General features: G+C 52.9%; 12 protein-coding genes. 7 read left to right on the top strand and 5 right to left on the bottom strand.

Annotated features, from left to right (window positions below; translation table 11 throughout):
* Window positions 1-55: 55 nt before the first annotated feature.
* Window positions 56-649 carry a GTP cyclohydrolase II gene (gene ribA / locus AAH450_RS05815; protein WP_306205573.1) on the bottom strand — a complete coding sequence of 198 codons (594 nt, stop codon included), beginning with the start codon at window positions 647-649 and terminating at the stop codon, window positions 56-58.
* A gap of 226 nt (window positions 650-875) precedes the next feature.
* On the opposite strand from ribA, the gene pgpB reads away from it, so the two are divergent.
* The 5 genes from pgpB (at window position 876) to yciH (ending at window position 4528) form a co-directional block, all read left to right on the top strand.
* Window positions 876-1637, top strand: coding sequence for a phosphatidylglycerophosphatase B (gene pgpB / locus AAH450_RS05810; protein ID WP_342909331.1), 762 nt, complete (start codon window positions 876-878; stop codon window positions 1635-1637).
* A gap of 143 nt (window positions 1638-1780) precedes the next feature.
* Window positions 1781-2089 carry a LapA family protein gene (locus tag AAH450_RS05805; protein WP_318790277.1) on the top strand — a complete coding sequence of 103 codons (309 nt, stop codon included), beginning with the start codon at window positions 1781-1783 and terminating at the stop codon, window positions 2087-2089.
* A gap of 6 nt (window positions 2090-2095) precedes the next feature.
* The gene (lapB, locus tag AAH450_RS05800; protein ID WP_342909330.1) at window positions 2096-3265 is read left to right on the top strand and encodes a lipopolysaccharide assembly protein LapB; all 1170 of its coding nucleotides are present in this window, start codon (window positions 2096-2098) and stop codon (window positions 3263-3265) included.
* Between the two features lie 220 nt (window positions 3266-3485).
* Window positions 3486-4202, top strand: coding sequence for an orotidine-5'-phosphate decarboxylase (gene pyrF, locus AAH450_RS05795; RefSeq protein ID WP_342909329.1), 717 nt, complete (start codon window positions 3486-3488; stop codon window positions 4200-4202).
* The gene (gene yciH, locus AAH450_RS05790) at window positions 4202-4528 is read left to right on the top strand and encodes a stress response translation initiation inhibitor YciH (RefSeq protein ID WP_342909328.1); all 327 of its coding nucleotides are present in this window, start codon (window positions 4202-4204) and stop codon (window positions 4526-4528) included. The genes pyrF and yciH overlap by 1 nt, the downstream gene beginning before the upstream one ends.
* A 64-nt stretch (window positions 4529-4592) precedes the next feature.
* Here yciH and osmB read toward each other — a convergent pair whose 3' ends face one another.
* Window positions 4593-4811: an osmotically-inducible lipoprotein OsmB gene (gene osmB, locus AAH450_RS05785; protein WP_342909582.1), complete on the bottom strand. Its 219-nt coding sequence runs from the start codon at window positions 4809-4811 to the stop codon at window positions 4593-4595.
* A 385-nt stretch (window positions 4812-5196) separates the two neighbouring features.
* Here osmB and araD point away from each other — a divergent pair, with 385 nt between their 5' ends.
* Window positions 5197-5898, top strand: coding sequence for an L-ribulose-5-phosphate 4-epimerase (gene araD, locus AAH450_RS05780; protein WP_342909327.1), 702 nt, complete (start codon window positions 5197-5199; stop codon window positions 5896-5898).
* 198 nt (window positions 5899-6096) lie between these two features.
* Complete coding sequence (locus tag AAH450_RS05775; RefSeq protein ID WP_342909326.1) at window positions 6097-6966, top strand: crotonase/enoyl-CoA hydratase family protein; 870 nt, start codon at window positions 6097-6099, stop codon at window positions 6964-6966.
* Here the strand turns inward: AAH450_RS05775 and pdeR are convergent.
* The 3 genes from pdeR to AAH450_RS05760 all read right to left on the bottom strand — a co-directional run bounded on the left by pdeR (window position 6963) and on the right by AAH450_RS05760 (window position 11459).
* Entirely contained in the window at window positions 6963-8954 is a 1992-nt protein-coding gene (pdeR, locus tag AAH450_RS05770) for a cyclic di-GMP phosphodiesterase (protein WP_342909325.1), read from the bottom strand. The genes AAH450_RS05775 and pdeR overlap by 4 nt on opposite strands.
* 158 nt (window positions 8955-9112) lie before the next feature.
* On the bottom strand, window positions 9113-9400 hold the full coding sequence (locus AAH450_RS05765; RefSeq protein ID WP_342909324.1) for a YbdD/YjiX family protein: 288 nt from the start codon (window positions 9398-9400) through the stop codon (window positions 9113-9115).
* The gene (locus AAH450_RS05760; protein ID WP_342909323.1) at window positions 9393-11459 is read right to left on the bottom strand and encodes a carbon starvation CstA family protein; all 2067 of its coding nucleotides are present in this window, start codon (window positions 11457-11459) and stop codon (window positions 9393-9395) included. The genes AAH450_RS05765 and AAH450_RS05760 overlap by 8 nt, the downstream gene beginning before the upstream one ends.
* Between the last annotated feature and the right edge of the window lie 21 nt (window positions 11460-11480).

Here is an 11480-nt window from a genome sequence, read left to right as displayed (position 1 = left end):
TGTTGCTGAAACAAAAGGGCCAACATAGTTGGCCCTTTTTTAATAAGCCTGGACGTTACTCTTTCGTCAGCAGATGGCCCATTTTAGCGGCCTTGGTGTCCAGATAGTGGGCGTTTTCCGGGTTACGCCCCACAATCAGCGGCACGCGCTCGACAATGTTAATCCCGGCTTCGCTAAGGATCTCTACCTTACGGGGATTATTGGTCAGCAGGCGAACTTCATTCACCCCCAGCAGCTTGAACATATCCGCACAGAGAGTGAAATCACGCTCATCGGCAGCAAAACCCAACTGGTGATTGGCTTCAACGGTATCAAAGCCTTTATCCTGCAACGCATAAGCACGGATTTTATTGAGCAGACCAATATTACGGCCTTCCTGGCGGTGATACAGCAGCACGCCCCGACCTTCTTCCGCAATATGGTTCAGCGCCGCTTCCAGCTGAAAACCGCAGTCGCAACGCAGACTGAAGAGCGCATCGCCAGTCAGACACTCGGAATGGACGCGCGCCAGCACCGCATCGCTGTCAGTAATATCGCCATAAACCAGCGCCACATGATCGTGACCGGTTGCCAGTTCTTCAAAACCTACCATCAGGAAATCTCCCCATGGCGTGGGCAGTTTGGCTTCTGCTACCCGTTTAAGCTGCATGTGACTCTCCAGAAACTTCAAATGTTGCGCTATCATCATGGTAGCGCGCTGTCAGCAAACTGACACAGTTTCCTTATTTTGCCACAATCAGGGCGAAGGCGGTTAACGTCTTAGAGCGATTGTTCAGATACCGCACGATTATCACCTTCATCAACACTATGTTATTATTTTTTCACAAAAACTTAGCGTAAAAACGAGAAATGCTTCATACCGGTAAAGGAAGACAATGAAAGATATCTTGAAACGTACCACCCTGGGCGCGCTGTTACTGCTGCTGATGCCCGTTGGGGTTTTGCTCTCTGGCTGGCACTGGAAGCCGGTAGAGATGGGGCCTGTTTACAAAGCGCTCTTTTGGCTGACCGAAACCGTTACCAGCCCCTGGGGCATCCTCACCAGTGCGCTCCTGTGCGGCTGGTTCTTGTGGTGCCTGCGTTTCCGGCTTAAACCGGCACTCATTTTGCTGATCATCGTGGTTTCTGCCATCCTCGTGGGGCAATACACTAAATCGTTTATCAAAGAGCAGGTCCAGGAGCCAAGGCCATACGTAATGTGGCTGGAGCAGAGCCAGGCCCTGAATGAGCAAACTTTTTACCAGCAGAAGCGACCAGAACGTAGCACGCTGGTGCGGAATGCGCTGATTGATAACACGCAATTGCCGGACTGGCTGAAGCAGCACTGGGAATTTGAAACAGGGTATGCTTTCCCCTCGGGCCATACTATGTTTGCCGCCAGCTGGGCACTACTGGGAATAGGGTTGCTCTGGCCGCGCCGACGCATCGTGACAGTCATACTGCTGACAGGCTGGGCGATTGGAGTGATGGGTAGCCGGTTAGCGCTGGGGATGCACTGGCCGCAGGATCTGATCTCCTCTACCCTGATTAGTTGGGTGTTGGTCAGCCTGGCTACCTGGCTGGTACAGCGTTATTGCGGCCCGCTTACCGTTCCGCCGCAGGAAGAGCGTGAAATTGAGCAGCGCGATCGCGAGTGATTGTCTTTTTGATGTTTGCACCCATATTACCAGTCAGGAGACTCTTTTTTCACGGTCGCAGCTTCTGAGGGTGCAACGGACAAGCAACAGCGCATTTTTTTTGGCATAATTCATCTGGTTAACACCAGACTATGGGATGGACTGTGAAATATTTGCTGATTTTTTTACTGGTATTAGTGATTTTCATTATCTCGATTACGCTTGGGGCGCATAATGATCAGGTGGTTACCTTTAACTATCTTCTGGCGCAGGGCGAATATCGGGTTTCAACGTTGTTAGCTGTTCTGTTCGCGGCCGGATTTCTCCTTGGCTGGGCCATTTGTGGCCTGTTCTGGCTGCGCGTCCGTGTGTCGCTTGCTCACTCTCAACGTAAATTAAAACGCCTCCAGCAGCAGCTGGGGCAGGCAGAAGAAGCTGTGACAGCGTCACAAGTTCCTGCCCTCAAGGAATAATCTCTTATGTTGGAATTGCTGTTTCTGTTACTGCCTGTAGCCGCCGCTTACGGCTGGTATATGGGGCGCCGCAGCGCACAACAGGACAAGCAACAGGAAGCAAGCCGCCTGTCGCGGGACTATGTGACAGGGGTAAACTTTTTGCTTTCCAACCAGCAGGATAAAGCGGTCGATCTCTTCCTTGATATGCTCAAAGAAGATAGCGGCACGGTAGAAGCTCACCTCACGCTGGGTAACCTTTTCCGCTCACGAGGAGAGGTTGACCGCGCTATCCGCATCCATCAATCCTTAATGGAAAGCGCCTCCCTGACCTACGATCAACGACTCCTGGCTGTGCAACAGCTGGGGCGTGATTATATGGCTGCTGGCTTTTACGACCGTGCTGAAGAGATGTTCAGCCAGCTGGTTGATGAAACAGATTTCCGGGTAGGCGCGTTGCAGCAGCTGTTAATCATCCATCAGGCAACCAGCGACTGGCCAAAAGCGATCGAAGTGGCCGAGCGGCTGGTTAAACTGGGTAAAGATAAGCAGCGCATGGAGATCGCCCATTTCTATTGCGAACTGGCTCTACAGGCGATGGGCAGTGATGACCTTGACCGGGCCATGAGCCTGTTGAAAAAAGGGGAGTCGGCAGATCGGCAGAGCGCACGCGTCTCGATCATGATGGGGCGCATTCACATGGCGAAAGGTGAATATGCTAAAGCGATGGGGCATCTGCAACGCGTGATAGAGCAGGATAAAGAGCTGGTCAGCGAGACGCTGGCGATGCTGGAAACCTGTTATCAGCAGCTTAATCAACCTCAGGCCTGGGCAGAGTACCTTCAGCGCTGCGTGGAGGAGAACACCGGCGCCGCTGCGGAACTCTATCTCTCTGACGTTATAGAGCGTGAAGAGGGAGGGGAGGTGGCTCAGCTCTATATTAATCGCCAGCTCCAGCGTCACCCAACGATGCGTGTTTTCCACCGGCTGATGGACTACCACCTGCACGAAGCGGAAGATGGCAGGGCGAAAGAGAGCCTGATGGTGCTGCGCGATATGGTGGGCGAGCAAATCCGTACTAAACCTCGTTACCGCTGCCACAAGTGTGGCTTTACCGCCCATGCGCTTTACTGGCACTGTCCTTCATGCCGGGCGTGGTCTTCCGTAAAGCCTATCCGCGGTCTGGACGGCCAGTAACCCTGCGAAGGGACTGGCCTTTTCTTTTCGCGCACTTTAGTTACAACATACTATTGGTGGTTAAACTAACACGGTTACAGAAGCAACAGAGATAACCCTCGTCAGGCAGGGCAAACTGCAAAATCTGAACCGGCAAACTATGCATTTGCCGGTGGCAAAGGTAGAATGCTTGCCGTTTATCTCTTGTGCTACTGGCGCATCACTTTCAGAGGGCTTTTCCATGCAATCACCTCAGGTAACCGGTTCTCCCATTCTGGTCGCGCTGGATTATCACGATCTCGCTGCGGCTATGGCATTTGTTGACCGGATTGACCCGCAGAGCTGTCGGCTGAAAGTGGGCAAGGAGATGTATACGCTGTTTGGCCCCAATCTGGTCAGAGAGTTACATCAACGCGGATTCCAGGTCTTTCTGGATCTGAAGTTTCACGATATTCCTAACACCACAGCGCATGCCGTCGCTGCGGCTGCCGATCTTGGCGTCTGGATGGTGAACGTACACGCAAGTGGGGGAGCACGGATGATGAAGGCGGCCCGTGAAGCCTTACTGCCCTTTGGCAAAGAGGCACCCCTGCTGATAGCCGTCACCGTACTCACCAGCATGGAAGCGGCCGATCTCCGGGATATCGGGATCGATGCTTCACCAGCCGACCACGCAGAAAGGCTGGCCCGGCTCACTCAGCAATGTGGCCTTGATGGCGTGGTTTGCTCGGCGCAGGAAGCTGCACGCTTTAAACAGGCTCTTGGTGCAGAATTTAAGCTGGTGACGCCAGGCATCCGGCCTGTGGGAAGCGAAGCGGGCGATCAACGCCGCATCATGACGCCGCAGCAGGCGCTACAGGCTGGTGTAGACTATATGGTGATTGGACGTCCGATAACCCAGTCTTCAGATCCTGAAGCCACCTTAAAAACCATTCTGGCATCATTACAGGAGGCATAATGGCGGAGAATAACAGTCGCCTGGTTTACTCAACTGAATCGGGACGGATTGATGAACCCACGCCGCAAACCCAGCGGCCAAAAGGCGATGGCATCGTTCGTCTTCAGCGCCAGACCAGCGGCAGGAAGGGGAAGGGCGTCTGCCTGATAACGGGCCTGGATATGGCCGATGCAGAGCTGGAAAAACTGGCGGCAGAATTAAAGAAAAAATGCGGATGTGGCGGAGCAGTAAAGGAGGGCGTTATCGAAATTCAGGGTGACAAACGAGACTTGCTAAAGACGCTGCTTGAAGCAAAAGGCCTGAAGGTGAAACTGGCCGGAGGTTAAAGAAAAAAAGGCCGCGTTTTATCGCGGCCTTTTACTGTTGTTACGCTGTGTGAAGATTTTTTTATTAACGACTAATCTGGTGGCCGATGATACCGCCAACTGCGGCACCGCCTACGGTTCCCAGCCCGCTACCATTGGTGAGAACGGAACCACCAATCGCTCCCGCGCCGGCGCCGATAGCCGTGTTACGGTCGCGTTTAGACCAGTTAGAGCAAGCGCTCAGGGAAAGAACTAACGTCGCGGCCAGCAGGCCTGCGGAAATACGTTTTGCAGTCAATGTCATCATCACTTCTCCTTGATTTTTACAGCAGAGGTCTCTTTAACAGTATAGCGACAGCTCTGCATTTCAGGCCCAGCCCTGACAAATATATAAGTGGTTTATCTCACATAAAGGAAATACGCCGCTGGATAATGTTGTCACCTGCCCGCTCAGGCAGCCAGTAATCGGGTCGCTGACCGCAGCAGAAAGATAGAGGACTAACTATCACCTGCGGTTTTGATGCCAGGCTTTATTGTAGCGTCTGGCGATGGCCGCAACAGGTAAATTATCCGATTTCATTCCGCATTTCTGATCCGTCAGCTGAAATCATCCCCGCATCCAGCCAATATCTCCATACCCAGATTTCAGCGCTGCGCGGAGAATGGAGAAAAACGGCTGGAGAGAAAAAATGTTAGAAGCGTTAAAACAACAGGTGCTGGAAGCGAATCTGGCCTTGCCCGGACACGGACTGGTAGTTTTCACCTGGGGTAACGTAAGCGCTATAGATCGCGACAGCGGTCTGATGGTGATCAAACCTTCTGGTGTCAGCTATGACGCCATGCAGCGTGACGATATGGTGGTAGTGAATGTTGATACGGGTGAAGTGGTGGAAGGCGAGAAGCGCCCCTCTTCTGATACGGATACCCACCGCGCGCTCTATCAGGCCTGGCCTGGTGCAGGCAGTATAGTCCATACCCATTCCAGACATGCCACCATCTGGGCGCAGGCAGGGAAAGATCTTCCTGCATGGGGCACCACGCATGCCGATGATTTTTTCGGCGCCATTCCCTGTACTCGTCAGATGACACCGGAAGAGATCCAGACGCGCTATGAATGGGAAACGGGCAATGTGATCATCGAAACATTCCGCCAGCGTGAACTCGATCCTGAAACTATCCCAGCGGTGCTGGTCAACTCACATGGTCCCTTTTGCTGGGGGAAAACGGCAGCAGAGGCGGTGCATACTGCGGTAGTGCTGGAAGAGGTGGCCTATATGGGCATCTTCAGTTTACAGCTTTCACCGGGGCTGCCGGCCATTCAGTCCGCCTTGCTGGATAATCACTATTTGCGTAAGCACGGCAGTAATGCCTGGTATGGTCAAAAAAAGTAAACTAATCAGGCCCGGTTACCGGACAGTAACAAAAGGTTCTCCTGCAAAGCAGGCAACGGGTTTAGCCACATCATCAGGCTAAATTCCCGCCTGCTTCACCCTGTTTTATCTTAAAAATCAAAAGCAGATTTTGTGATCACGCGCTCTGGATTACGCTGGAACCGCGCTTAAGCGCTCCCATAATCAGAGGATCACAAAATGACAGTAATTAATCAGACTACATGCCGGTTGTTTAGCGAAGTTGGACATACCACACAGCTTTCTGCCTACTATGAAGAGGGCCGTCGTACCATGTGGATGTTACTTCGCGCGCAACCCCGTCCGAGCTTTAATCACGAGCTTATCGAAGAGATCATGAATCTCAGCTATGCCGCGCAGCGCTCTGGTTTACCCATCGATTTTTGGGTGACCGGCTCTTTAGTACCGACCATGTTTAATGCCGGTGGCGATCTGCGTTTCTTTGTGGAATCGATAAAAAATGGACGGCGCGAGGCTCTCAGAGCCTATGCGCGGGCATGCGTGGACTGTATTCATGCAGCGGCAAGGGGATTTGATACCGGAGCCGTCAGTATAGCTATGGTCGAAGGCAGCGCATTAGGAGGAGGCTTTGAAGCTGCGCTGGCCCACCACTTCATTCTGGCGCAAAACAGTGCCCGAATGGGCTTCCCTGAAATTGCTTTTAACCTTTTCCCAGGCATGGGGGGCTACTCACTGGTCGCCCGCCGGTCCGGTATGAAGCTGGCAGAAGAGTTAATCTGCGAAGGGGAGTCGCATACCGCAGAGTGGTTTGAACAGCGCGGTCTGGTCGATAAAGTGTTTCAGCCGGGTGATGGTTATCAGGCGACACGCACGTTTATCGATACCATCAAGCCAAAACTGAATGGGGTGAAAGCCATGCTCAAAGCGCGTCAGCGAGTTCTGCAACTGACACGCGCGGAGTTAATGGATATTACGGAAGATTGGGTCGATTTCGCTTTCACTATCGAGCCGAAAGATATTGCCTATATGGAGCGCCTTGTTCAGCTACAAAACCGTCACAGTGCCCAGGTACTGCGTAAAGTTGGCTAAGCGTTAATTTTTTCCGCTCTGTTAGCAAGCCAGTGCTCAATATCTTCTGCGGGCATTGGCCTTGCATAGTAAAACCCCTGGCGGGTGCCAACGCCATTCGCCAGGACAAATCTTTCCTCTTCTTTGGTTTCAATACCTTCAGCAATGACCTTCAGCTCCAGCGCTCTGGCAACGGCTACAATGGCACGAACCAGCGACTGAGAAACAGGCTGCTCATTTACCCCGCGCACAAAACTCTGATCCAGTTTAATGGCATTGATTGGAACGCGCGCCAGCTGTGAAAGCGAAGAGTAGCCGGTGCCAAAATCGTCAAGGTGAACTTCCGCCCCCAGCTGCTGGAACTGGCCCATCAGCGCCAGCGCTTTTTCTTCATTTTCAATCAGGCAGCTTTCCGTAAGCTCAATATCAATCGGGCAATGATCCAGATTAGCCTGTTCCAGCGCCAGCTTGAGATCTGAATAGATACTCTGGTCTATGAGCTGACGGGGAGAGACGTTCACCGCCACCCGTAAATTAATGCCTCGCTCACGCCAGCGAACAATCTGTTCTAAAGCGGTTAACATTACCCAGCGGCCCAGCGGAACGATCAGCCCTGATTCTTCAGCATAAGAGATAAAGCTGCCTGGCGGCACCAGTCCACGCTCTGGCGAGAGCCAGCGAACCAGCGCCTCCACGCTTCTCACCTCGCCATCCGCATCAATCTTGGGCTGATAGTGAATAATCAGCTGATTTTGATCCAGCGCCTTACGTAAATTGGTATCCAGCCAGAGATACTCAAAGACCCGCTGATTCATTTCGGCGCAGAAGATGCAGAATTTGCCGCGACCACTCTCTTTAGCGGTATACATTGCGGTGTCCGCGTTACGGATCAAACTTTCCCGGTCCTCACCGTGCTGCGGACTGACGGCGATACCGATGGAACAGCCGGAATAGACCTCTATCAATCCAATGCGGAAGGGCTGTTTAAGCCGATCCAGAATACGTGAAGCCATCGCCTCCAGTGAGGCCTGGCTGGTATCCGTAGCCAGCACAATAAACTCATCGCCACCCAGCCTGGCCAGCGTCTGGTCTTTTTCCAGACAGCTCAGGATCGCCAGCGAGACGGCCTGCAACAGCTGATCGCCAAACATATGGCCGTACGCATCGTTCACCTTTTTAAAGTTGTCCAGATCGAGGTAGACGATGCCAACCTGCTGCCCGACACGGTTTTCCAACGCTTCGGCAATCGCGTAATTGATTGCGTTACGGTTTGGCAGGCCGGTGATGGTATCCGTATTAGCCAGTACGCGCAGTCTCTCCTGAGCACGGCGCTCCTCGGTAATATCTGTACCTGAACAAATCAGATAGATTTCATTTTTACCGCTGCCGCTGTGAACGAATTTATTGCGGAATAAAAAGAGCCGCTGGCCTTTTTTCGTTTTGATCCAGCGCTCGACTTCATAAGAGCTGCCGTCACGGAAAAAACCACTGATATTACGGCGGGAAGCGGAGGCTTCCTGTTTAGTCATAAACAGCTGGAAGACATTTCGCCCAATGACTTCCTGCTCTTTAAGACCGGTGTATTCTTCGCTCAGGCGGTTGAAACGCTGAATGTTACCGCGCTGATCGACGATAACAATCACGGAATTCGCTTCGGACACCACCTGTTCAGCAAAAGAGAGACCTAATACTAAATCCCGCGCCACGGCAGAGGTATCACCCCAGGCAGAAGCGCTGCCCGCCCAGGAGGTCTGGTTAACCCTTCGGCCAACAAGGTGCATGGAGAGCGGTTCGCCATATAACGAGAGGGTTAAATTGGCGCTGGAGGTAATCACGGTCATGCTGCGGATCAGGTTTGCCTGAGGTCCGGTAAGCGGAACGGCTATATGCGTACTTGCCTGTTCATCTTCAGCAAAAAGAAGGGCATCACTGTCGGCCTTTAAACGCCAATGAGGGCTGGTAGTACCAAAATAGGTATAGAGTAAAGATTGCCCTTGTTCATCGGTCATCAGGTGTCTCCTTAAGGGACGCTATTCATGCTGTATCTTCTTATTTTAGCAACAGTATTCGGCAACCAGCAGAATCTCAAGGTGTATTGAAATATATTTTTGGTTTGCGTTTAGCAGAGGGCATAAAATGCCCCGGTCGGTTGACCGGGAGCGAGGGGTTAGCAGGGACATTTACCTAATTTTCCGCCTTTTCCGGGAAAGCGGGCCTCCAGACAATAGCGGTGAAATTCCTTTTCTGTCATGGGCTTAGTGGCAGGGTGCTGCTGATTCATATGCCGCAGGTAGGTCGGGTAATCCTGGACACCTACCATTAACCGGAAACTCTGTGCGAGACGTGACATTAACAAACGTAACGTTAATTTTTCTGGCGTTTTGCCTGGCATAGGAACCACACGCCGGATAACGAAAAAACTTCTCTGACGTGGACGGGAAACGGCATCAGACATGGTGAGCCTCATTTCTCAAAGAAACGCTGGTTTCATGAGTAGTTGGTTTTTCACTTTTAAGCGCACGCCGGATAACAAAGAAGGCGGCGATCAGCATCGTTACCGCGACAAGCATAAAGAAGGCGCACAGGGCGGCATTGATCTGATTGCTGAAGACAATCGTCTGCATATCTGCCACCGTTTTAGCTGGCGCAATCACCACGCCATTCTCAATACCTGTAGAGAATTTCTTCGCCTGCGCCAGAAAACCAATACTCGGTTTTTCGTGGAAAATCTTCTGCCAGCCAGCAGTCATCGAGGTGATAAACAGCCAGGCGGTTGGCAGAATGGTTACCCAGGCATAGCGCTGTTTTTTCATTTTGAACAGCACCACGGTGCCCAGGATTAGCGCCATAGAAGCCAGCATCTGGTTACCGATACCAAACAGCGGCCAGAGCGTATTGATACCGCCCAGCGGATCTACCACGCCCTGATAGACGAAGAAGCCCCAGCCCGCCACGGCAACGGTGGTGCCAGCCATATTGCCAGCCCAGGAACGATTGTTCGCCAGCGACGGCACCACGGTGCCCACCAGATCCTGCACCATAAAACGACAGGCCCGCGTACCGGCATCCACAGCGGTCAAAATAAACAGCGCTTCAAACAGAATGGCAAAGTGGTACCAGAAGGCCATCATCACCCGGCTGTTAAACACCTCGGTAATGATATGCGCCATTCCTACCGCAAACGTTGGTGCGCCGCCTGCACGTGAAAGAATGGAAGTTTCACCCACGTCACGAGCAATCCCTGTCAGCATTTCAGGGGTCACCACAAAGCCCCAGCCGTTAATTGCCTGTGAGGCCGACTCCACCGTGGTGCCAATCAGTGCGGCAGGCGAGTTCATGGCGAAATAGACGCCAGGTTCAATAACCGAGGCGCAGATCAATGCCATGATTGCCACGAAAGACTCCATCAGCATCGCACCGTAGCCGATAAAGCGAATATGGCTTTCGCGTTCAATCAGCTTGGGCGTGGTGCCGCTGGAGACCAGCGCATGGAAGCCGGAAATGGCACCGCAGGCAATGGTGATAAACAGGAAGGGGAACAGCGCGCCTGAGAAGACCGGGCCGCTACCGTCAATAAAGCGCGTCACGGCGGGCATTTTCATTTCCGGCATGGCAAACAGAATGCCCACGGCCAGACCTAAAATAACGCCAATTTTCAGGAAGGTGGAGAGGTAATCACGCGGCGCCAGCAGCAGCCAGACCGGCAGAACCGAAGCGATAAAGCCATAAATGACCAGCACCCAGGTCAGCGTCGTGCCTTTCAGGGTAAAGAAAGGACCCCAGTAAGGATGCTGCGCGATATCGCCGCCATAGATAATCGCCGCCATCATCAGCACGAACCCTATCAGCGATACCTCAGCAATTTTGCCGGGCCGGATAAAGCGCATATAGATGCCCATCAACAGCGCAATCGGGATTGTGGCCGCGATGGTAAACAGGCCCCATGGGCTGTTGGCCAATGCTTTTACCACCACCAGAGCCAGCGCGGAGAGGATAATGATCATCACGCCCAGGGCGCCCAGCATCGTCACCACACCGGCAAAAGCACCCAGCTCTTGTTTGGCCATTTCCCCCAGCGACCGGCCATCGCGCCGGGTGGAGATAAAGAGGATCAGGAAATCCTGCACGGCACCGGCCATCATTACGCCTACCAGGATCCAGATTGTGCCGGGCAAAAAGCCCATCTGTGCCGCCAGAATCGGCCCGACCAGCGGCCCGGCACCGGCAATCGCGGCAAAGTGGTGTCCAAACAGCACCCATTTATTGGTAGGGACATAGTCCAGACCGTCGTTATTTCGCTCGGCTGGGGTACGCCGACGATCGTCCAGCTCAAAAATATTTTTGGCGATAAACAGACTGTAGAAACGGTAAGCGATGCTGTAACAGGCGACAGAAGCCACCACCAGCCACAAGGCGTTAACATGTTCGCCCCGGCTGAGCGCCAGCATGGCAAACGCTCCGGCACCCACTAACGCCACGACAGACCAGGTTACACCGGTTTTGACGTTTTTCATCACATGACTCCTTGCATGTTC

Source organism: Erwinia magellanica (assembly GCF_039023495.1).
Lineage (GTDB): Bacteria > Pseudomonadota > Gammaproteobacteria > Enterobacterales > Enterobacteriaceae > Erwinia.
The sequence above is the reverse complement of the archived record's forward strand: the minus strand, read 5'-3'. Positions and strand labels throughout refer to the sequence as shown.

Coding starts and splice junctions, on each gene's coding strand:
- ribA (WP_306205573.1), bottom strand. CDS start 649: ATGCAGCTTAAACGGGTAGCAGAAGCCAAACTGCCCACGCCATGGGGA.
- pgpB (WP_342909331.1), top strand. CDS start 876: ATGAAAGATATCTTGAAACGTACCACCCTGGGCGCGCTGTTACTGCTG.
- lapB (WP_342909330.1), top strand. CDS start 2,096: ATGTTGGAATTGCTGTTTCTGTTACTGCCTGTAGCCGCCGCTTACGGC.
- pyrF (WP_342909329.1), top strand. CDS start 3,486: ATGCAATCACCTCAGGTAACCGGTTCTCCCATTCTGGTCGCGCTGGAT.
- yciH (WP_342909328.1), top strand. CDS start 4,202: ATGGCGGAGAATAACAGTCGCCTGGTTTACTCAACTGAATCGGGACGG.
- osmB (WP_342909582.1), bottom strand. CDS start 4,811: ATGACATTGACTGCAAAACGTATTTCCGCAGGCCTGCTGGCCGCGACG.
- araD (WP_342909327.1), top strand. CDS start 5,197: ATGTTAGAAGCGTTAAAACAACAGGTGCTGGAAGCGAATCTGGCCTTG.
- AAH450_RS05775 (WP_342909326.1), top strand. CDS start 6,097: ATGACAGTAATTAATCAGACTACATGCCGGTTGTTTAGCGAAGTTGGA.
- pdeR (WP_342909325.1), bottom strand. CDS start 8,954: ATGACCGATGAACAAGGGCAATCTTTACTCTATACCTATTTTGGTACT.
- AAH450_RS05765 (WP_342909324.1), bottom strand. CDS start 9,400: ATGTCTGATGCCGTTTCCCGTCCACGTCAGAGAAGTTTTTTCGTTATC.
- AAH450_RS05760 (WP_342909323.1), bottom strand. CDS start 11,459: ATGAAAAACGTCAAAACCGGTGTAACCTGGTCTGTCGTGGCGTTAGTG.